Here is a 21820-nt window from a genome sequence, read left to right as displayed (position 1 = left end):
GAGGTCTCGTGCCCACTGGTGCCCTGACAGCCTGCCGCGGACGGCATCCGCTCCCAGGTGGCTGCGTGCCTACGCGGTGACGAGGTCGGCGATGGCCTTGGCAACGCGGTCAGGAGCTTCCAGTGGGAGCATGTGGCCCTTGTCGGCCAACTGCTCGTAGCTGGCGTTGGGCAGCCCGTCGGCCACCACCCGGCCCAGCTCGGGGTCGATCACCGTGTCGGCGGTGCCGGCCAGCACGACCGCCGGCACGTCCACCGAGCCGAGGCCGGCGCGCAGGTCCATCCCGCGCGATGACCGGAAGAAGTCCGCGCGCACCTGGCGGGGCGTCGCGGCGAACAGCCGCCGGTTGGTCTCCAGCGCCGACGGCTCCGGGCTGGCACCCATGGTCTGGCGCAACATCCGCCGACCGAGCGGGCCACGGGCCACCGCCCAGCTGAACACCGGGTTGCCCATCAGCCGCACCTCGCCGTCCGGCGTCTCCTGGTCGTGCGCGGCGGTGGCCAGCAACGCCAGCCCGCGCACCCGCTCCGCCGCGTCCGCGCGGTGGTTGATCAGGTAGGACAGCGCGGCGAAGCCACCACCGGAGTGCCCGGCGATGACCGCGTCCCGCGCGTCCACCGCGGCCAGCACGGTGGCCAGGTCGTCGCCGAGCCGGTCGATGCCGATCGGCTCGGTGCCCAGCGTCGAGTCGCCGTGGCCGCGCTGGTCGTAGGTGAAGACGGTGTAGCCGAGCCCGGCCAGCCGGCCGGCGACCCCGAGCCACGCCTTGCGCCCGGCCGCCCAGCCGTGCGAGAGCACGACCGTGCCGGCGCCCTCGCCCGCCGGCGGGCCGAACACCGAGACCGCCAGCCGGGCACCGTCGCTGGTCCGCACGGTGCGCAGGGTGCCGTCCTCGCCCGCCGGCTCACCCGCGCCGACCAGCTGGTTGAGCCGGCCGAAAGCGGCCTGGGTGTTCTGCAGGTGCTGCTGGCCGATGTCGGCGAGCTTGCCGAGCACCGTGGCGATGCCCTTCGGCTCGGCCTTGAAGTGCATGGACAGCCTGGTCCGCCGCCCGCCGGCGGCCGGCTCGAGCAGGAACTCGCACGAGCCGACGAAGGCGCCGGAGACGTAGTCGGCCGCGAGCCGGCGCCCCGGCTCGACCTCGGTGGTGCGCGCGACGAACTTCAGCTTCGGACCGCCCTTGTCCACCCCCTTGGGGTGCACGGTCACCTCGGTCTCCCCGCCCGGCTCGTCCGGCGAGACCGCGCCGGGGGCGAAGGTGTTGTCCGGCACCCACCAGCTGGCGCCGCCGCTGAGCTCGGCGACCAGCTCCTTCCACACGACGTCCGGCGACGTGTCGACGAACACCGTGTTGATGATGTCGTACCCCATCGGGCTGCTCCTCTCACATCTCGCTAGCCGAAGAAGCCCTGGCCGGGCGTCAACACGTGGTCGGGGTCGTACCGCTCCTTCGCCGCGACCAGCCGCTGCCAGTCCGCGCCGAAGTGGGCCCGCCACTCCTGGCGGGTCATGTCGGGGATCGCGCCGATCAGGTACCGCTTGCCGCCCAGCGCGACCGCGAGGTCGTAGAACCGCCGGTTCTGGGCCAGCATGCCGGCCACCCCCGGGTCGTCGGGGAAGGGCAGCCGCAGCAGGTCGAACAGGTAGACCACCGGTTCCCCGGGGACCTTGAACAGCGGCTTGGTCAGCTTCGCGGTGCTGAACGGGTACAGGAAGGAGAACCCGACACCGAGGTCGGCCGAGGTCAGCTCGGCCATCACCCGCCGGGTGAACTCCGCGACGGTCGAGCGCGGGATCACCACGGAGAACCACGGGTGCGGCTGGTGCCAGAACCCGCCCTCCCGCATCGCCGCCTCGAGCGGGTCGAGCCGGAAGATCCAGTCCCGCACCGGCAGGTCGTCGAAGGCGGCCGACGCGCGGTCGTCACGCAGCCCGGCGAGCAGCCGCGCGGGGTCCGGCGGGGTGCCGTCGTGGTAGGCGACCCCGTCGATCAGGTACCGCCACGCGGTGTCGTCGGCGTTGCGCACCGGACCGCCGGCCTGGTAGTCGAACCGGCCGTCGCGCAGCAACGTCTCCTGGTCGGCGAAGAAGACCGCGGGGTCGTCGTAGTACAGGCTGAACAGCGCGACCCTGGTCGGCGCCGCGACCAGCTTGACCCTGGCCTTGGTGATGATCCCGACCTGGCCGCCGCCGCCGAGCGCGGCGTTGAACAGGTCGGCCCGCTCGGTGGCCGACGCCCGGACCAGGTAGCCCCGGCCGGTGACGATCTCGATCTCGGAGACCGTGTCGACCTGCAGGCCGTACTTCTGCACCTGGCCGCCGACCCCGCCGACGCTCAGCGTGCCGCCGATCGACAGGTGCTGGTAGTCGGTCTGCGATGGCGGCATCTTGCCCTGCGCCAGCGCGGCGTCGGTCAGCTGCGCCCAGGTCACGCCGGCGTCCACCCACGCGCTGTGCGCGTCGATGCTGTGGATCGTGGACAGGCTCTTGGCGTCCACCGAGATCCCGCCGGGCACCGAGGCCTGGCCGTAGTTGGAGTGCGACTCCCGGTCGTTCTGGTCGCCGCCGCCCTGGCCGTTCACCGCGATCTTCAGGCCGTTGACCCTGGCGTAGCGGACCATCTCCACGATGTCGCCGACCGAACCGGGGCGCAGCACGGCCTGCGGCGGGCCGCCGACCAGGTTGCCGAAGTCCTTGCCGAACCTGGCCAGCACCTCCGGCGCGGTCACCAGGGTGCCGTCCAGCCGGGGCAGGCGGGCCACGCCGGTGGTGTCCGCGCCGGCGACCGCCCACGAGCCGCTCGCGGTGCTCCAGCCGACGACCGCGGCGCCGACGGTGATCCGCTTGAGGATGTTGCGTCTGGTCAGGGTGACGTTTGTCTGCTTGGTCATCACTGCGCTCCGTTCACCGCGACCGGCTGGCGTACTCGGCGCCGGAGAGCGCGGTCACCTGGTAGGCGGACTGGTCGAATCGCTTGAGCTGCTTGCGGAACTTCCAGGTGAAGCTCGGCCAGATCGACGGGTTGCGGCCGTGCTCGTCGAGGTACCAGCTGGCGCACTGGCCGGCGTTCCACACGGTGGTCTTCAGCTGTTGCTGGACCGACTCGTTGTAGGCGACCTGCGCGTCCTGGTGAACGGACACACTGGACAGTCCGCGCTTGTCCATGTTCTTCAGCGCGTCGGTGACATAGGCGACCTGGGCCTCGATCATCACCGTCTGCGAGGAGTGCCCGAGGGTCGTGTTCGGACCGAGCAGCATGAACAGGTTGGGGAAGCCGGCGACCGTGGTGCCGCGGTAGGCGGCCATGCCGCCGGTGGCCCAGGTCTGCGCGAGCGAGGTGTTCTGCTCGTTCCACACCCGGCGCGCGATCGGCCGGTCGGTGGCCGCGAAGCCGGTGCCCAGGATGATCGCGTCGACCTCCCGCTCCTGGCCGTCGGCGGTCACGATGGAGTTCGCCCGCACCTCGCTGATGCCGTCGGTGACCAGCTCCACGTTGGGCTGCTGGATCGCCGGGTAGTAGGTGTTGGAGAACAGCATCCGCTTGCACCCGATGGTGAAGTCCGGGGTGAGCTTGGCCCGCAGCTCCGGGTCCGGCACGCTCTTGTTGAGGTGCTTGATGAACATGCCGCCCACGGTCTTGGCCGCGATGTCCGGCTTGCCGAGCAGGAAGGCGAGCGCCTCCCGGCCCCACTGGTTGAACCCGCGGCGGAAGCCCTGGAAACCGGGGACGTTGCGGAACAGCCACTGCCGGAACTTGCCGTTGGGCTTGTCGTTCTTCGGCGCGATCCACGCCGGCGTGCGCTGGTACAGGTCGAGCTGGCCGACCTTGGGCTGGATCTTGGGCACGAACTGCAGCGCGGACGCGCCGTTGCCGATGACCGCGACCCGCTTTCCGGTCAGGTCGTAGTCGTGGTCCCAGGTGGACGAGTGGAACACCTTGCCCTGGAAACCGGGCAGGCCCTTGATGTCGGGCACCACCGGGTCGCTCAGGTAGCCGCTGCCGGTCACCAGGACCTGTGCGGTGTAGGCACCCTGGCTGGTCTCGATGTTCCAGCGCCGCACGTTCTCGTCCCAGCGCGCGGAGATCAGCTCGTGGTGGAACCGGATGTAGGGCCGCACACCGAACTTGTCCGCGCAGTCGTTGAGGTAGGCGTAGAGCTCCGGCTGCTTGCCGTAGGTGCTCTGCCAGTCGGTGCGCTGCGCGAAGGTGTAGGAGTAGAGCAGGGCGGCCACGTCGCACTCGGCGCCGGGATAGGTGTTGTCGCGCCAGGTTCCGCCGACCTGGCCGGCCCGCTCGAAGATCAGGAAGTCATCCTCTTTGGACTTGAGGAGGCGGATGGCCATGCCGAGGCCGGAGAATCCGGCGCCGATGATGGCCACCCGGACGTGCGGGACACGGTTCCCGCCACCGCCGGCCTGGCGCACGTCGCCCAGTGTTGGATCGGTGATCGTCATGGGGAGCCTCCTCAGGCGTTCCGCGACAGCACGATGCGGAAGTTGTTGAAGATCTTGTCCTCGAGGGTGTACGCGAAGATGTCCAGGTAGCGCTCGAACCGCTGCACGACCTCTTCGCTGGCCAGGGCGACGGCCTCGTCGCGGCGGTCGGCGAGGTTGGCCAGCCACGCCCGGCAGGCCCGGCTGAAGGTCTCCCGCTCGTTGCGGATCTCGATGATCTCGAACAGGCTCTCGGCGGCCTGCACGAGCTCGTTGGTGTGCGGGATGTAGCAGCCCTGGAACTCCTCGCGCTGCAGGAACTTCAGGTCGTCGATGAGCCGGCGGCTCAGCTTCGGCTGCTCGATGGTCATCATGTGCAGCACCAGGCGGCCGTCGACCTTGATCAGCGAGTGGCACTGCTTGAAGAACGCGCGGAACCGGCCGACCCGCTCCTTGGGCGGCAACGAGGCCAGCACGAAGTGCTCCAGCGCGTTGACGCAGAACGCGGCGTCGTACGGCTCGTCGGTGCGGTGGTCCTCCCAGCTCTCCACCTTGATCTCGATCTTGGAGTTGCCGAGCGAGTCGACGAACTCCTTCTGCGTACGGCTCAGCGTGACCCCGACGGCCTGCCCGACGCCGTGCACGGTGGTGGCGCGGTCGAGCATGGTGCCCCAGCCGCTGCCGATGTCCAGCACCTTGTTCGCGCCGACCGCGTTGGCGTTGGTGATGAACGCGTCGAGCTTGCGGTACTGGGCTTCGTCGTGCGCCTCGCGGAGGTCCTCGCCTTCGTTCCAGTAGCCACCGGAGTACATCATGGCCGGCCCCAGCAGGAGGCGGTAGAAGTCGTTGCTCACCTCGTAGTGGTGGCGGATGGCGTCGACCTCGGGGTTCACCGGCTTGTGATCGAGCGTGGTCATTCTCGCCTCATTTCTCCTCATGCTCCGGGGCCTACCTCACCTGACCCGGACGAGGTAATCGCGTTGGCCGCAACAGGTCCGCAAGAACAACCCGGCCGTTCGGCTCGTTGCGCTCGCGTTGCGCCGGTCGGATTTCCTGGCAACCACGACATGCGGATTCACAGTCGAGAGGAGCCACGCTCATGGAACTGCCCACCGTCGAGGAACTGGCGACCCAGTTGCAGGATGTCTCGGGGGCGGAGGAGATCGACGTCGACGCGGCGCTGCAGAAGATCTCGGACGTCGACTCGCTCGACCTGATGGAGTGGCTGTACAGCTTCCAGTCCAACTACCCGCACATCCCCGCGGACGAGTCGCTGTTCAGCGACATGGACGACACGACGACCCTGCGTGTCGTGCACGGTCGCATCGTGGCGCTGGTGCCGCAGACGCCGGCGCAGAACTAGAGGACGGCCGTGACTGGCTTCCAGATCGCCGGTTGGGGCAAGGCCCTGCCCGAGCGCGTGGTGACCAGCGTCGAGATCGCCGAGCGGTTCGGTGTCGACGAGGACTGGATCGTCAGCAGGTGCGGGATCCGTGAGCGGCGGTTCGTCTCCCCGGGAGAGACCACCGCCAGCCTCGCGGTGGAAGCCGGCCGCCGCGCACTCGAGAAGGCAGGGCTGACCGGCGACGACATCGCGCACCTCATCGTCGCGTCGGCCACCCCCGAGCAGCTCTCCCCCGCGACGTCGGCGTTCGTGCAACACGACCTCGGCGTCGCGGGGAGCGCGCACGACGTGAACGCGGAGTGCTCGGGGTTCGTGTACGGGCTCATCACGGCCGCCGGCCTGATGACCCTCGACCCGAGGCCGATCCTGTTGATCGGCTCGGACACCCATTCGCTGACGATCAACCCGGAGGACCGCGACCTCGGCATTCTCGCCGGGGACGGGGCCGGGGCGGTCGTCCTCACGCCGACTCCGGACAAGTGGCTCGTGGCCTGGAACCTCGGGGCGGACGGCAAGTGCGCCGGCAGCCTGAAGATCCAGGCGGGCGGGAGCCGGATGCCGACCACCGAGGAGACTGTCCGAAAAGGACTGCACTACTCGGAGATCAAGGGCAACGAGATCTACCTGAACGCGGTGCGGTTCACGGTTCGGTCGGTGCGGGCCACGTTGGAGGCGGCCAAGCTCGAGCCGGACGAGATCGACCACATCCTCCCGCACCAGGCCAATATCCGCATCATCAACTCGATCCTCAACCACACTGGGCTGCGGCCCGACCGGCTGATCACCAACCTCGAGAAGTACGGGAACACCGCGTCGGCGTCCATGCCGATCGCACTGACCGAGGCACTGGAAGCCGACCGGATCAACGACGGTGACCTGTTGTTGCTCGCCGGTTTCGGCGCGGGCATGACGTGGGGATCCGTGCTCCTGAAATGGGGTGGCGAATGAGTGGCAAAAATCGTGTCGGCATTCGGCCGGAACAGCCGGTAGCACTAGTCACGGGTGCCTCCGGCGGGCTCGGCCAGTCGCTGGCGATGGAGCTGGACGCGCTCGGCTGTCGGGTCGCGGTGCACTACAACCGGTCGGTCGACGCGGCGCGGGCCGTGGCCGACAAACTGGAGAACACCTCGATCGTGGTCACCGGCGACGTCGGCTCGTGGGACGCCGTCGTGGCACTGAACGCGGAGATCACCGAGAAGCTCGGGTCGATCGACGTGCTGGTGAACAACGGCGGGATCCGCAAGGACGCGCTGATGGCCATGCAGTCACCGCAGGACTGGCAGGACGTGATCCAGACGAACCTGCTCGGCACGTTCCACACGTCGCGGGCCGCGGTCGGGGGCATGCTGCGCAAGCGGTGGGGCCGCATCATCAACATCGTGTCCCCGTCGGGGTTGATCGCGTCGTCCGGGCAGACCGCGTACTCGGCGTCCAAGGCGGGGATCATCGGCTTCACCAGGTCGCTGGCCGCCGAGGTCGGGCGCCGGGGGGTCACGGTCAACGCGCTGTCGCCGGGATTCATGGAGACGGCCATGACCAGCGGGCTCTCCGACGCGGTGACGGCCAATATCCTGGAGAAGTCGCCGATTCCGCGGTTCCCGACCACCGAGGAGGTGGCCAGGAGCGTGCGGCTGTTCCTTGACGGCGACTGTATTACCGGTCAGGTCGTCAGTGTCGACGGTGGCGTTTCGATAACCTGAGCGCCACCTTTCCGAAAAGGCGGGTTCGCGTACAGCGGGGTACGCGGACCCGCCTTCGGGTGTTGTGGGGTGGATCCGGTCAGTCAGGATGGCACTCCGAAGCGGGTCGCGGGCCAAACCGCCAAGATGTGACTTGCGCCAAGGCCAACTACGCTGGCGGGAGGATCTGACCAGGCGCGGAGAAGGGCGCATCGCCGCTATGTCCAGGAATCCCCGTACTGGCTCGCTCGGCGCCCTGTTGCGCGAACTTCGCCAGTCGCAGAACCGCACGCTCCTGTTCACGCGGGAGGCGGTCGGAGACGCGTTGCGCACGGCACGCCGCGAGGCCGGCGGCGCCGACCTGCGCGGCCTGGCGTACCGAATCGGTCTCCCGCCGCACGGTTGACGCTGCCCGCTCACCGCAGCGTGTACGCCCGGATCACCGTCTGCTTGACCGTGTTTCCCTCCCTGTCGGTCGCCGACGCGCGCAGTGACACCGAGGCCGCGCCGGCCGGGTGGTGGAGCGTGGCGACCAGACCGGAGGAAACCGGGACCCGCCGCCAGGAGGCGCCCTCGTCGTAGGAGGCCTCGACGGTCAATCGGCGCGGGGTGACCGTCGCGCCGGTCTCGTCCTGCAGCCGCAGCGGGACGAGCTGGCGACGGCCCGCCGGGGCGTTCCCGCTCTCGTCCAACTTCGGCAGGAACCGCACCACGTTCAGGTCGATCGGCTCAACCGCCGAACCGTCCACATGGGATGATGTGAACGTCCACTCGGCACTGATGGCCGTGGTCAGGGCGAACGGCGGCAGGCGCACCGCCTCGGTGGCCAGACGATAGGTCCTCGACTCCGCCGGCAGGCCGGTGAAATGGCCAAAAGCGTAGTCGGGGTGCGAACCCACCAACTCCTCACCCAGGTACAGCCTGGTCTCCGCCGGGCCGGTCACCGAAAAGCCGGCGTTCCCGTCGGCGTCGGAGAACATGGGGACGTTGACGAAGATCCCGCTGGCGTCGCGCGAGGCCGCCGGGGCGTCCACGGGCGTCAGGTCCGGGCCGAACACCGCGTGGTTCATCCGCTCGCGGTAGGTGCGGCCAGCGACGTGGTCGCGCGGCGGTGACTGGAGGACGGCGAGTATCGAACCGTTGTCGGCGAACTGGTTCAGGACGGACCGCCAACGCACGCCGTCGGTGTTGACGTGTTCGACGCTCGTCCCCGGCGTCGGTACCGGGATCTCGGCGGTGAAGACGGCCGCGCTGCCGGAGAGTGGCTGCGGGACCAGTCCGCGGATCGCCCGCGCGGCCATCCCGCCGTCGCCGATCGTGGCACGCACCGTCGCCAGCTCGCGCCGGCTCACCGTCTTGTCGAACCCGTCCGGGAAGGTGTCCGGGAACCACGCGAAGCCGTAGAACGCCCCGTCCGTGCCGGACCACTGGGTGCTGACCCAGTGGGTCACCACGGTGTCCGGGAACGCCTCACCGAGCCGCCCGGTGGACACCGTGCTGAGGTCGGTGGTGATCGGGCCGGCGGCGATCGAGTAGCTGTCGGTCGTCAGCTGGAAGCCGATGTCACCGAGTTCCAGGGTCGCCGCTACTGGCGGGGTGACCTTGACCGGTTTGGCGATGGCGGGACTTACCTCGACCGTGCTGTCCTGGTCCAGGTCGATGCTCGGTTGCAGGATGGCGTTGGCGTGCCGGCCCTGATCGGTGTACACGGTGTGCAACGCCAGGTAGCGCCCGCGGGGCAGGCGAACGGTCGCCGAGCCGTCGGCGTCGTAGGGCATCAGGATCCGATTGCGGTCCAGACTGAACAGGAACGAGCCGTAGTCACCGGTCGGCAGGCCGTCCTCGCCGGTGACGTTCACCGTGAGGTCGTAGCTCTCGACCTCACGGGTGACCACGACCGGGGTCCTGGTCGTCAGGCCGCCTGCGGTGGCCGTGATGGCGCCGGTGTAGTGGCCGTCGACGGTGCCCAGGCGGGTGTCCCCGGTGATGGTCACCGTCGCCGCGTCGTCGGCCGGAACGGTGAGCCGGTCGGCGCTCAGCGAGAACACGTCGGTCGCGTCGCCGTCCGGCCCGACGGCCTCGACGGCGAGCTCCAGCGTCACCTCCGTGTCGCCCAGGTTGTGGTAGGTGACGGTCCGGCTCACCGGCTCCTCATCGTCATCGTGCGGCCAGGCGACCGTGCCGACGTGCACGGACGCGGGTTCGGTCACGACCGTCTGGCCGAGTGCGCGTTCGACGTCCACCCGGCCGGCGCCCTGGTCGAACACCTTGGCGCCCGGGGTGGGTTCGGCCGACGCCGACAGCGCGGCCTTGAGCTGCGCCGCGGTCCGGTCCGGGTGCTGCTGGGCGAGCAGTGCGACGGCACCCGCGACGTGCGGGGTGGCCATCGACGTGCCGCTCAGCGCGGCGTAGCCCGGCGCGGCGGGCGGGGCGATGGTGCCGTCGGCGTGCAGGGCGGCGACGATGTCGACGCCGGGCGCGGTGACGTCGGGCTTGATGACCCCGCCCTGCTCGGTCGGTCCCCTGCTGGAGAAGGGGGCCAGCGCGTCGGTACGTTCCACCGCGCCCACGGTGAGCGCCTCCGGTGCGCTGCCCGGCGAGCCGATCGTGTGCTCACCGGGGCCGGAGTTGCCGGCGGCGACCACGAACAGCGTGTCGTACTGCTCGGTCAGCGTGCTGACCGCCTGTTCGAGCGGGTCGACCACCGCGGTGTCGTATCCGCCGAGACTCAGGTTCGCGACGTCGGCGCCCTGCTGTGCTGCCCACTCCATGCCGGCGATGATCCACGACTCCTGGCCACCGCCGAAGTCGTTGAGCACCTTGCCATCCAGGATCGACGCGCCGGGGGCGACGCCCCGGAACCGGCCGGCCGATCGCGCGCCGGTACCGGCGACGGTCGACGCGACGTGCGTGCCGTGGCCGACATGGTCGACGTTGTCCTCGGCGTCGCTGAAGTTCTGCTCGGCGATCTCCCGGTCGGCGAGGTCGGGGTGGGTCTGGTCCACGCCGGTGTCGAGCACCGCGACCGTGACGCCCTCGCCGGTGTAGCCCGCCTCCCAGGCCGCCGGCGCGCCGATCTGCGCCGTACTTCTATCCAAAGTGGACTTTCGCTTGCCGTCCAGCCAGATCTGGTCCACCCCGGCGGCCAGGGTGGCCACCGCGCCGCCGTCGGTCAGCGCGCCCCAGGCCGCGCCCGCGCCCGCCTTGTCGACCGCCAGCGCGGTGCCGTTGACACTGGGAAGGTCCTGGGAGACCTCGGTGTTCGCGACCCGGGGCGCCGCCTGGCCGGCCGGGCGGGTGACGATCAACGGCAGGGTGTCCCGCCGCGCGTCGTCGTAGCCGTACTCGATGAGCGTGGTGATGTCGAACAGCCGGCGGTCGAGCCGCCCGGCGGCGACCAGCCGCATGGCGTCCGCCGGGATGACATAGGAGTGCCCGGCCGCGGCGAACCTGGAGAACGTCATCGACTCGCGTCCGGCGCCCGGCCGGATCGACCGTGCCGTGCCTCGGTGAACGACAACCTGGTCGCCGCTGATCAGGGTGATCGTCTCAGTGCCGGCACCCCCGGGCGAACGCGGGCTGGCGCCCGCGGGCGCGGCAGTGCCGATCGCCAGCGCGAGCACCGCGAATCCGGTTCCGATCTTTCCGCCGATACGCACCTGAAACCTCCGTCGGTCCAGTGATGGCGGAGCCGACGACGCAAAAGCGATCGCACGCGACATCTGCGGGGCAGCCCCCAGGCCTTCCTGCGCGACAGGGAATCTACCGGCAACCACGGACGGCGGCAACAGAATGTTGTGCCACGCGGGCGATTCATCCACGGGACGAACCCATGAATTTTTCATACCCGGTGGATGTCGCCGTCCCTGGTTCACCCCAGGCGTTCCTGAAAGTCTGGAAAGCGCAGATCGCAGTGCGCAGCCTGATCCATGCCAGAGGAGCCAACCGTGTCGAACACCCTGGACCACCGGCAGCCGCAGGTTCGCCCGCCTCGGCCCGCCCGCGGGCGCAAGCGTCCCCGTGGCCTGATCGCGCTCATCGTGCTGGTCGTGGCCTTCCTCGCGGTGTCACTGCCGCCGTACCTCACGCTCGACCCGGCGGACTCGGTGATCCCGATCAACACCCAGCTCGCCCTGCACTACCCGATGTTGTTGGCGCACATCCTGTTCGGCACGATCACGCTGTTCACCGTGTGCCTGCAGCTGTGGCCGTGGCTACGGCGCACCCACCCGAAGGTCCACCGGATCAGTGGCCGGACCTACGTGTTCGCCGGCATGCTGCCCACCTGTGTGCTCGCGCTGGCCGTCGTGCCGATGGGTGAGCTGAACCTGATCGGCGCCAGCGGCGCGACCGTGTGGTCGGTGATCGGGCTGGTCACCACCCTGCGCGGGTACGTCGCCGGCCGCGCACGCAACACCCGCGAGCACCGCCGCTGGATGATCTACAGCTTCGCCACGGCGATGGGTCTCGCGACCGGGCGGGTGATCGCCCTCGGCGTGCCGGCGATCCCGGGCGTGCCGGAATCGCCGGAGGTCTTCTTTCCGCTGGGGGGCTTCTGGCTCGGCTGGATGGTGAACCTCGCGATCGCCTACTGGTGGCTACACCGCAAACCGGCACGGAGCCGGGCCAAGAAGAGCGCACGAGCAACCTGATCAACCTCACCGCTGACCGTCCTGTGTGGACGACGATGCTTGGGAAGGATCCCGATGTTCACGCGAACCAGAACGAGACAGGCCGTCACCGCGGCGTTCCTCGTCCCCCTGCTCTCCCTGTTCACCCTCGCCCCGGTGGCCACCGCCGCGCACCGGGGCGTCGCCACGATCGCCACCGGGCTGGACAACCCGCGCGGCCTGGCCTTCGGGCCCGACGGCGCGCTGTATGTCGCCGAGGCGGGCAGCGGTGGCGCCGCGCCGTGCTTCCCCGGCCCTGAGGGCGGCGACGTGTGCTTCGGCGCCTCGGGCGCGATCACCAGGATCAGCGACGGCCGGCAACGGCGCGTGGTGACCGGGCTGCCGTCCCTGGCACTGACCGACGGCACCCAGGCCATGGGCCCGTCCGACGTGGCGATCGTCGGCGGCATCCCGGTGTTCACCGCGGGGCTGGCCATCACCGGCGACAAGCGCGACGAGTTGCCCGCCGCCGGCCAGAACGCGGGCTGGCTGCTGGCCTCCGTGCGCGGCAACCTCGTCCGGCTGGCCGACATCACCGGTCACTCCACCGCCACCGACCCCGACGGCGGCAACCCGAACTCGGTCACGGTCACCGCAAGGGGCGCCGCGGTCGTCGACTCCGCCGGCAACTCGCTGGTCAGCGTCGGCTGGGACGGCCGGCCGACCACGGTGGCCACGTTCCCCGAGCAACTCGCCGACGCGCCGCCGTTCCTCGGCCTGCCGGAGGGCACGCAGATCCCCGCGCAGTCCGTGCCGACCTCGGTCGTGACCGGTCCCGACGGCGCGTACTACGTCAGCGAGCTGACCGGGTTTCCCTACCCCGCCGGCCAGGCTCGGGTGTACCGGGTGGTTCCCGGCCAGCAGCCGACGGTGGTGGCCAGTGGTTTCACCAATATCGGCGACCTTGCCTTCGACCGGAACGGCACGCTGTACGTCCTGGAGATCTCGCACGCCGGTCTGCTCTCCGGTGATCTCACCGGCGCGCTGATCAAGGTCGGCCGCGACGGCGCGCACCAGATTGTTACCACCGATCTCACCGGGCCCGGTGGCCTGCTGATCAGGGGCGACAATGCCTATGTCGCCGACTGTGGTGTCTGCCCGGATGCCGGCCGCGTGCTGCGCATCCCGCTTCGCTGACAAGGTGGAGTCATGACACCGGAAATCCTGGTACTCCAGCCCAACGGAAAGACCGGCCGTCGAATTGTGCCGCGGCTGCGGGTCCGCGACTTCGCGGTGCGCGGCGCCTCGCGCACCAGCACGCCGCCGTTCGACTGGGGTGCGCCGAACACCTGGCACAGTGCGCTCGCCGGCGCGGACGCGGCCTACGTGGTCTACTCCCCCGACATCGCCTTTCCCGGCGCGGCCGACACCATCGCCGAGTTCACCGAGCTCGCGGTGCGCACCGGGGTTCGCCGGCTGGTGCTGCTGTCGGGCCGCGGCGAGCACGAAGCCGAGCGCTCGGAACGGATCCTGCGGGACAGCGGCGCCGACTGGACCATCGTGCGGGCGTCCTGGTTCACGCAGAACTTCAGTGAGGGTTTCCTGCTCGACGCGGTGCTCGGGGGCGTCATCGCGATGCCGGCCGGCGAGGTCCCCGAGGCGTTCGTGGACGTCGACGACATCGCCGACGTGGTGGTCGCCGCGCTCAGCGACGACCGGCACATCGGCAAGCTCTACGAGGTGACCGGCCCTCGGCTACTCACCTTCGCCGACGCCGCAAGGGAAATCGCCGAGGCGACCGGCAGGGACATCCAGTACCTGCCGGTCACCATGGCCCAGTACCGCGAAGGCGCCATCGAGCACGGCCTGCCGCCGGAATACGCCGACCTGCTGATCGGCCTGTTCACCGAGACCCTCGACGGCAACAACGCCTACCTCACCACCGGCATCTCCGACGCCCTCGACCGCCCCCCGAGAGAATTCACCGACTACGTGAAAGCCACCGCCACCACCGGAGTCTGGACCCCGGCCTGAGGAAAAGCGATGAAGGCGTCCTTTCTCGCGTTCAACGCGACGAAGGGCGCCTTCATCGCATTCAGGCGGCGTCCAGGCCGAGGTGGTTGTTGGTCATTCTGGCGATGATCTGGTTGCGCATCCTGGCGGGGATGGTGTCGGCGAACCGGGCCAGGTAACGCTCGAGGTGGACTTCCGAGGCGAGGAAGGGCAGGTCGAACACCAGCAGCTGCCGGACCGCCAGCAGCGGGATCGGCGAGCGCAGCGGGCGGAAGTTCCTGCTCCACAGGCCCGGCTCCGGGCAGACCGGGTGGAACTGCCCGATCATCAGCCCGTCGGCGATGAACTCGTCCTTCGCCTTGCGCTGCAACTCGTCCAGCTCGGTCGAGTCCTCGTGGTCGAGGTGGGGCAACACCACCAGCAACGCCAGCAGCTCCCGGTCGGACTCGCTCAGCTCCGCGCTGAGCCTGGCGTGCCAGTCCCGCAACCGGGAGATCACCGTCGGCATGTCCAGTCCGCCGCCGTCGTCGACCGGCACACCGAGGTAGTACAGGTCCTTGCGCAGCGACGGCGCAGTGTAGGGGCAGACCGGTCCGGTCCGGCCGAGGTCGGCATGCGAGGTCACCAGGAACTCCTCGCTCCAGGCCAGGATCTCGGTCAGCGGCTCGCGGTGCTCCGCTGGCACCTCGCCCTGCCTGACCTGACTCGCCTGCCAGAGCAGAAGTCGGTCGTCACCGAGCGCCGCACTCATCGCGGCTCCCTCCACATGGGACGCAGCGATGGCCCGTCCGGCAGCACGATCTCCGTTCCCGTCGACACGAAGCCATGCTTGCCGCACAGCGCGAAGCCGGCGTCCGAACTGGCCTCGACGTACATCCCCACCCGCTCGCGGTCCGCGCGCTCGATCAACTCTCTACTGAGGACGGACATGGTGCCCTGACGCTGGGCGTTCGGCACGACACCGGTGAACGCCACGTAGTAGTGCGGCTCGGCCGGGTGGTGGTGGGCCTGCAGTCCCATGATGGTCAGCAGCGCCTGGCGGTACTCGCCTGCCAGCTCACCGAAGCGCGTGACCAGCTCGTCGTCGCGGGCCGCCAGCTTGTCCCACGCGCCCGGCGGCAGGAACAGCAACGCCGCCTGGCGCCGTGGATCGGTGAACACGCCGTCGTAGTCGAACGAGATATCCAGCTGTGCCCGGAAGAACTCGGGGACGATCGCCGCCCGCCTTGTCTCGTCGGGAAACGCCCAGCGCATGAGCGGATCGGTGAAGAACGAGGCGACGAGCACCTCGATCAGCCGGTCGGTGTCGGCGACGGTACCCAGCACGGAAGTGCCGGTCGTGGACGCCTGGGAAATGCCGTCGGGAATGCCGTCGGATCGCAAAGCCTCTCCATCCGCCGTGGGTTCGCTGCGGTGTTCCGCCGGCAGGTCGGCGCCGGCGGCGAGTTGGTGCACCCGGTCGTGCAGGTGGTCGAGGTAGTCCTCGGCGTCCGGCTTGATCAGCACGCTGCGCATGACGTGCGCGGTCTCGGCGTCCGCGCGCAGGTCGGGATGGCGGCCGGCGAACGCGGCCGCGTCGGCCCGCACGACGCTCAGGAACACCGGTTCGGTCGGCGCGGTCATCCCGGTGCGCAGCAACCGGTTCGATGCCGCGTCGACGGCGCTCAGCGTCGGTTCCCCGGTGGCGGGGAAGTAGGTGACGATGTCCAGCTCCGGTCGCTGGTAGAGCCGCAGCGCCGGGGCGTCCTCGATCAGGTCGGCCCAGCGCAGCGCGGCCCGCCTGCTGGCCGCCAGCGTGGCGCCCAAACCGGTGGTGGTCAACGGAACCAGCTGCAGCGTCAGCCACAATGCGGCGGCCGCGGCACCCGGCCGGGAGCACTCCAGGCTGATCTCCCCGAGGTGCAGCTCGGCGTCGGTGAAGTAGGTGTAGGGCGAGTCGTGGGCGAAGAACCGCCCGACCCGGGGATCGTTGAACAGCACCGCGCCGCAGCCGAAGGGCTGGAGCCCGTGCTTGTGCGGGTCGACCACGACCGAGTCGCAGTCGGCGATCGCCCGCCATGGCCGGGGGTCGATCGGCTGCTCGGCGTCCGGCCTGGCGAGCAGCGAGAAGAACCCGCCGTAGGCGGCGTCCACGTGCACCCGCGCGCCGTAGCGGCGGGCCAGCGGCAGCACCTCGTGTACCGGGTCGACCGCGCCGAGGCCGGTGGTGCCCGCGGTGACCACGACCGTGCCGACCTTCCCGGTGGCCAGTTCCCGTTCCAGGGCACCGAGTTCGAGCCGGCCGGCGGCGTCGACGGGCACCGGGTGGGTCGCCACGCCGAGCACGTGACACATCCGCTGGTGGGTGTAGTGGCTCTCGGTGCTGTACGCGACGCCGAGCCCCGGATGTGTCTGACGGGCGACGTAGAGCGCCTCGAGGTTGGCGATGGTGCCGCTGGTCGTCAGGTGCCCGAGCACCGACCGCAGCCCGAACATCTCACCAAGCGCGGCAACGCATTCCCGTTCCATCTCGGTGGTCGCCGGCCCGCCCTCGGCGGCGTGGTTGTTGGGGTTGTACAACATCGCGGTCAGATAGCCGACCACGGCCGCCGGGTGTGGTGGTTTGACCATCTGCCCGGCGTAGCGCGGGTGGAAGAACGGGTAGTTGTTCGCCATCCTGGCGGCGAAGCGATCGAACGCGGGAGCGAACTCGGCCTCGGACAACAGTTGTGACGGATGCCGGGTGTACGGGCCGAAGCGCTCCCCCCACTGCTCGACCACATCGACCGCACGGGACAGCCAGTGCCGCAGGTCCATCGAGCGCCCCCTTCGTGTCCTGGTCACCTCAGGTATACGGGTGGCTACGCAACAGGCGCGCAAACGCGGTGGCGCAGGCCGGCGGCCACGAGCGCGGTGTTGGCCTCGGCCAGCAGCGCGCGGGCCGAGCCGCGGTCGCCGACCCTGGCCCGGCCGGCCAGCGCCCTGGCGAGCGCCTGTTTGGCCAACGCCACCCACGGCCGGGCGCCCCGCGCGGTGAGCCAGGTGATCGCCTCGGTCAGTTGGCTGTCCGCCTCGTCCCAGTCGCCGATGACCACGGCGAGCTGGCCGAGGTGGAAGGACACCGGGCCGGCGAAGGTCCGGTAGCCGACGCCACAGACCAGGCCGCCGTAGGGCGCGAGCCGGGTGCGCAGCGCCTCGGCGGTGGTCGGGTCGCCGAGCTCGACCGCGCCGAGCGCGAGCACGCCCATGAGGTGGGCCCACTCGTCGCCGGAGGGCAGCGGTTCGGCGCCGGTGGCGAACGCCCGCACGGTGAGGTGCGGCCGGCCGCGGACCCCGCCGGCCAACGCCCGCAGCGACTGTTCGGCCGCTTCCGGGCCGGTCCGGGGCGCCGCACCGGCCGGTGGCCACAGCCCGGTCCGCAGCAGTCCGGCGACCAGCAGCTGGCGTTCGGCCAGGGTCCCCGGCGCCGGTGACACCGCGGCCCAGCCCGCACCGGTGCCGGTGATTGTCCCGGCCAGCCGAGCCGTGATCGCCGCGTCGGTGAACCTGCCCTGGGTGACCGCCACCGCCACCGCGTGTTCCAGCAGCAGGGCGTCCCCGAGCGCGTTGGCGGTGGCAGCCACCATCCTGGGGTCGTGCGGGGCGGCTTGGTGCGCGGCGGCGGCCATCACCGTCATCGCGGCCTGGCGGGCGACGAGGTCACCACGCAGCTCGGCGGCCATGGCCTGGTGGTGGGCGGCGACGATGCGGGCGTCGGCGTCGTTCACCGCGGTGGCCACGGTGAGCAGCTCCCCGGCCAGGGTGCGCCGGCGGGCGACCATCTCCGGGCCCTCCAACAGGCCAAGCTCCCTGGTCAGCTCGGTGAGCGCGGTATCGATGGCCGGGCAGGGCGCGACCGGCGCGCCGAGGCGCACCTGTCTGGCCAGCATCCGGCCGAGGGTGACCCCGTCGATCCGGTCGGTGCCGCGCTGCCCCGACCTGCTGGCGTCCTCCTGTACCAACACCTCGATCAGTGCGGCGGCCTCACTGCGCAGCTCCGGACGGGTGTCGACCGCGTCGGCCAGGCCGAGCGCGGCCCTGGCGGCCACCGGCAGGCGTTCGCTGTGCATGGCGTGCAGCGCGCCGTCGAGCAGGGTCTGCGCGCATTCCTGGTGGCCGGCGGCGAGCTGGGCCAGGCCGAGGTTGGTGACCGCCTCGGCGCGCAGGCCGTCGTCGGTGCGCGGCACGTGCCGCAGCGCCTCGCGGTGCAGCCGGACCGCCTCCTCCAGCGCCCCGTCCCCGCCGGCCTGGGCCGCGGCCCGCCACACCCAGCGCACCGCGTGCTGGTCGCCGCCCTCGACCGCGCCGGCCGTGCGGTGGTGGGCCAGTGCCCTGGTGTAGCGGCCGAGCGCGCCGGTGCGGCGGCGCTCGATCACCTCGGCGTACCTGGCGTGCAGGCCGCGTCGCCTGGCCGCGCTGAACTGGGTGTAGGTCGCCCGGCGCAGCACGTCGTGGGTGAACCGGTAGCGCCCGCTGCCGGCCTCGGACAGGATTCCGGCCGCCAGCAACAGGTCCAGCGCGTCCATCGCCCGGTCCAGGTCCAGCCCGGCCGCCTCGACGACCAGGTCCAGCTCGAAGATCCGGCCGGCGACCACGGCGGTGCGCAGCAGGCGGCGGGGCACGGCGGTCAGCGCGGCCAGCTGGATGGTCGCGTACTCGTGGATGGCCGGGGACAGCTCGGCGTGTGAGCCGACACCGCCCCGCTCACACGGCCACTGCAGCATCTCCATCAGCAGGTAGGCGTTTCCGCCGGTGTCGGCGACCAGCCTGCTGGCCGGCGGGACCTCGGGGACGAACTGGCCGGGCACGACCTCCTCCACCAGCACGTCCACGTCCGGCTCGACCAGGCCGGGCAGGGTCAGGCGGTACAGCCAGCCGTCCTGGTCGACCTGTTGGACCAGAGCGGTCAGCCGCTCCTGGCGCCTGGCCGGCAGGCCCGCGGTCGCCACGACCAGCAGCGGGCCGTCGGCGCGGCGGCGGAACACGTGACGCAGCACGGCGAGCGTGTCGTCGCCGGCGAGGTCGAGGTCGTCCAGGAACAGCAGCACCGGGCGGTCACGGGCGACGCGCACCAGCAGCGCGGCGGCGGCGACCGCGTGCTCGGCGGGCCGGGCGGCGGCCTCGGGCTCGGTGGCCAGGGTGTCGCGCAGCCGCCGTGCCTGGTCGGCGACCGGGTCGGGCAGCCCGGCGGCGAGCAGGCCGCAGATGGCCTCGATGACGGGTTGGTAGGGCCCGGCGGGTGCGAGGTCGCAGCGGCCGGTGGCCACCAGGCCGCCGGCCAGGCTGATCCGGTGGGCGGCCTCGGTCACCAGGCGGCTCTTGCCGACCCCCGGCTCACCGGTCACCAGCACCATGTGGCTGGGGCCGCGCTCGACCCTGGACCAGGCCTGCGCCAGCGCGTTGAGCTCGCCGCGGCGGCCGGTGAACGGCGCGGGCGCGCGGGGCCCCGGCCGGGACCCCTCCTCGGGCAGCGGTGCCTGTTCGGCCGGGCCGCCAAGCAGCGCGACGTAGGCCTGCTGGCTCTCCGGCGACGGGTCGATCCCCAGTTCGTCGGCCAGGGTGCCGCGCAGGTCGTGGTAGCAGCGCATCGCCTCGGCGCGGTTGCCGGCGGCCACGTGCGCGGTCATCCGGGCCCGGTGGGTGCTCTCCCGCAGCGGCGCCCGGCGCACCGCCTCGTCGGCGAACCGCAGCGCCCCGGCCGCGTCGCCGATGGCCGAGGCGGCCAGGCTCGCCGTCTCCAGCCCCGTGACCAGCAGCTCGGCCAGCCGCGCGCGCACCTCGTTGACCCACTCGCCGTCGTGGTTGGGCAGCAGCGGCCGGCGCAGGCAGGCCACGGCCGACTCGGCCAGCCGGGAGGCCTCGTCGTGCGCGCCGGACGCGTGCGCCGCGACCGCGGCGGCCACCTCGCGCTCGGCGTGTTCGAGGTCGACCACGGCGTCGGCCGGCAGCCGCAGCAGGTAGCGCCCGCCCCTGGCGACCACCGCGTCGCCGGTGCCCGCGACGAAGGTGCGCACCCGGCTCACCACGCTGCGCAGGGCCGAGGCCCAGGTGTCGGGCAGCCCGTCTGGCCAGACGGTGTCGGCGAGTTGGTCACGGCTGGTGCCGCCTGCGCGCTCCAGGGTCATCCTGGCGAACGCGACCTGGGCCTGTGCGCTGGACAGGAGACGTGGTTCGGCGCCGGCCTCCTCGATCGACACGAGGCCGGCCAGCCGGATCAGCACGCCGGCGGCCGCTGGGAGTTCGGTAATCCGGGCAGCATCATTCCCTCCTCTCGCCATAAACCCTGCGAGCAGCCGTTCGCGCTGCGGTTGCGTATGGCTTGAGCAGCGAGCATGAAAAATTCACCACACCAGGACGCCATGATGATGTTGCGCCCGACTTGCGCGCTCCCACGTAGAAATCGGAATCGCCGTGACTGTGGTAAATGGGTGAGGAGACGCATGTGAACGCTTCAGCTGCCTGGCAACACCTAGAGCCGAAGGTTGTGGCGATCAACCGGCGAATCGCCGAGCTCGAATGGGAACCCAGTCGCCGCAACAACTTCGTGGCCTACCGGCCGGAGCGCGACAGCTCCTATGTGGAGGTCGACGGCGAGCGGCTGCTGATGATGTCCGGCTACGGCTACATCGGGCTCAACGGCGACGAGCGCGTGGTCGCCGCCGCGAAGGCCGCCGTCGACGAGTACGGCACCGGCACCCCCGGCGTCCGTGCGCTGGCGGGCACCATCCCGCTGCACGAGGAGCTCGAGGCCGAGGTGGCCAGGTTCACCGGGCGGGAGAGCTCGCTGGTGTTCAGCTCCGGCTACGCGGCCAACGTCGGCACGGTCGGCGCGCTGTGCGGGGCCGGGGACACGATCCTGCTCGACAAGCTCGACCACGCGAGCATCGTGGACGGCGCCCAGCTCAGTGGGGCGACGGTCACCCGCTTCCGGCACAACGATCCCCGCCACCTCGACCGCAGGCTGGCGGCCACCGACGCGTCCTCGACCAGGCTGGTCGTCGTGGACAGCGTGTACTCAATGGACGGTGACATCGCGCCGCTGCCGGAGCTGCGCGAGGTGTGCGACAAGCACGGCGCGCTGCTGATGGTCGACGAGGCGCACTCGCTCGGCGTCATCGGCGCCACCGGCCGGGGCATCGAGGAGCACTTCGGCAACGAGGTGAAGGCCGACATCAAGGTCGGCACGCTGTCCAAGGCGGTGCCGTCCAACGGCGGCTACATCGTGGGCACCGAGGACTTCCTGCAGTACCTCAAGCGGCTCGCGCGGCCGTTCCTGTTCTCCGCCGCGCTGGCCCCTGCCCAGGTCGGCGCCGCGCTGGAGTCGCTGCGGATCCTGGACCGCGAGCCGGAGCGGGTGACCCGCGCGCAGCAGGAGTCGGCGCGGTTCCGCCAGATCATGTCCGACGCGGGCATGAACACCGGCGAGAGCCAGACGGCGGTCGTGCCGCTGATCGTCGGCTCGGACGAGAACGCGTGGGACTTCGCGACCGCGTGCCGCAAGGCGGGCGTGATCGGGCTGCCGGTGATGACCCCGGCGGTGCCGCCTGGCCTGGCCAGGCTGCGGATCGCGATCACCGCCAAGCACACCCGCGAGGAGATCGACTTCGCGGTCGACGCCTTCCTGACCGCCGCCCGCCAATGCCGGTTGATCGGGGAATGAC

The 21820-nt window shown here is 70.8% G+C and carries 16 protein-coding genes; 8 read left to right on the top strand and 8 right to left on the bottom strand.

What is annotated here, in order from left to right; all coding sequences use genetic code 11:
* Positions 1-69: 69 nt before the first annotated feature.
* From ACYVIP_RS11175 to ACYVIP_RS11160, 4 genes are read right to left on the bottom strand one after another with little or no spacing between them, the layout of a single operon-like run.
* On the bottom strand, positions 70-1371 hold the full coding sequence (locus tag ACYVIP_RS11175; RefSeq protein ID WP_460394920.1) for an alpha/beta fold hydrolase: 1302 nt from the start codon (positions 1369-1371) through the stop codon (positions 70-72).
* Between the two features lie 23 nt (positions 1372-1394).
* On the bottom strand, positions 1395-2891 hold the full coding sequence (locus ACYVIP_RS11170; protein ID WP_460394918.1) for an FAD-binding protein: 1497 nt from the start codon (positions 2889-2891) through the stop codon (positions 1395-1397).
* 13 nt (positions 2892-2904) lie between these two features.
* On the bottom strand, positions 2905-4455 hold the full coding sequence (locus ACYVIP_RS11165) for a flavin-containing monooxygenase (protein WP_460394916.1): 1551 nt from the start codon (positions 4453-4455) through the stop codon (positions 2905-2907).
* Between the two features lie 11 nt (positions 4456-4466).
* Entirely contained in the window at positions 4467-5351 is an 885-nt protein-coding gene (locus tag ACYVIP_RS11160) for a class I SAM-dependent methyltransferase (RefSeq protein WP_460394914.1), read from the bottom strand.
* A 182-nt stretch (positions 5352-5533) separates the two neighbouring features.
* Here ACYVIP_RS11160 and ACYVIP_RS11155 point away from each other — a divergent pair, with 182 nt between their 5' ends.
* From ACYVIP_RS11155 to ACYVIP_RS11140, 4 genes are all read left to right on the top strand, one after another.
* Positions 5534-5797: a hypothetical protein gene (locus ACYVIP_RS11155; protein ID WP_460394912.1), complete on the top strand. Its 264-nt coding sequence runs from the start codon at positions 5534-5536 to the stop codon at positions 5795-5797.
* A 9-nt stretch (positions 5798-5806) separates the two neighbouring features.
* Entirely contained in the window at positions 5807-6787 is a 981-nt protein-coding gene (locus ACYVIP_RS11150; RefSeq protein WP_460394910.1) for a 3-oxoacyl-ACP synthase III family protein, read from the top strand.
* A complete protein-coding gene (locus ACYVIP_RS11145; protein WP_460394908.1) occupies positions 6784-7539 on the top strand; it encodes a 3-oxoacyl-ACP reductase family protein in 756 nt (251 codons plus the stop codon). The genes ACYVIP_RS11150 and ACYVIP_RS11145 overlap by 4 nt, the downstream gene beginning before the upstream one ends.
* Positions 7540-7738: 199 nt before the next feature.
* Positions 7739-7924: a hypothetical protein gene (locus ACYVIP_RS11140; RefSeq protein ID WP_460394906.1), complete on the top strand. Its 186-nt coding sequence runs from the start codon at positions 7739-7741 to the stop codon at positions 7922-7924.
* 10 nt (positions 7925-7934) lie between these two features.
* Here the strand turns inward: ACYVIP_RS11140 and ACYVIP_RS11135 are convergent, their stop codons facing one another.
* On the bottom strand, positions 7935-11177 hold the full coding sequence (locus ACYVIP_RS11135; RefSeq protein WP_460394904.1) for a S8 family peptidase: 3243 nt from the start codon (positions 11175-11177) through the stop codon (positions 7935-7937).
* 288 nt (positions 11178-11465) lie between these two features.
* Between ACYVIP_RS11135 and ACYVIP_RS11130 the strand changes: the two genes are divergently transcribed.
* The 3 genes from ACYVIP_RS11130 to ACYVIP_RS11120 are packed head-to-tail and all read left to right on the top strand — an operon-like array spanning position 11466 to position 14162.
* Positions 11466-12170, top strand: a complete 705-nt coding sequence (locus ACYVIP_RS11130) for a DUF2306 domain-containing protein (protein WP_460394902.1) — start codon at positions 11466-11468, stop codon at positions 12168-12170.
* Between the two features lie 54 nt (positions 12171-12224).
* Entirely contained in the window at positions 12225-13325 is a 1101-nt protein-coding gene (locus tag ACYVIP_RS11125) for a ScyD/ScyE family protein (RefSeq protein ID WP_460394900.1), read from the top strand.
* A 12-nt stretch (positions 13326-13337) separates the two neighbouring features.
* Positions 13338-14162 carry an NAD(P)H-binding protein gene (locus ACYVIP_RS11120; protein WP_460394897.1) on the top strand — a complete coding sequence of 275 codons (825 nt, stop codon included), beginning with the start codon at positions 13338-13340 and terminating at the stop codon, positions 14160-14162.
* 61 nt (positions 14163-14223) lie between these two features.
* On the opposite strand, the gene ACYVIP_RS11115 is transcribed toward ACYVIP_RS11120, so the two are convergent.
* Genes ACYVIP_RS11115 through ACYVIP_RS11105 form a run of 3 tightly spaced genes read right to left on the bottom strand, consistent with a single transcriptional unit; the run spans position 14224 to position 20380 of the window.
* Positions 14224-14892 (bottom strand): DUF6875 domain-containing protein, encoded by a 669-nt coding sequence (locus ACYVIP_RS11115; RefSeq protein ID WP_460394895.1) that lies wholly within the window; start codon positions 14890-14892, stop codon positions 14224-14226.
* Positions 14889-16937, bottom strand: a complete 2049-nt coding sequence (locus ACYVIP_RS11110) for an aminotransferase class V-fold PLP-dependent enzyme (RefSeq protein ID WP_460394893.1) — start codon at positions 16935-16937, stop codon at positions 14889-14891. Before ACYVIP_RS11110 ends, ACYVIP_RS11115 begins: the two co-directional genes overlap by 4 nt.
* 44 nt (positions 16938-16981) lie before the next feature.
* Positions 16982-20380 (bottom strand): ATP-binding protein, encoded by a 3399-nt coding sequence (locus tag ACYVIP_RS11105; RefSeq protein ID WP_460394891.1) that lies wholly within the window; start codon positions 20378-20380, stop codon positions 16982-16984.
* Between the two features lie 221 nt (positions 20381-20601).
* On the opposite strand from ACYVIP_RS11105, the gene ACYVIP_RS11100 reads away from it, so the two are divergent.
* Positions 20602-21819 carry an aminotransferase class I/II-fold pyridoxal phosphate-dependent enzyme gene (locus tag ACYVIP_RS11100; RefSeq protein WP_460394889.1) on the top strand — a complete coding sequence of 406 codons (1218 nt, stop codon included), beginning with the start codon at positions 20602-20604 and terminating at the stop codon, positions 21817-21819.
* Position 21820: the final 1 nt, after the last annotated feature.

The organism is Actinophytocola sediminis (genome assembly GCF_054779715.1).
The sequence above is the reverse complement of the archived record's forward strand: the minus strand, read 5'-3'. Positions and strand labels throughout refer to the sequence as shown.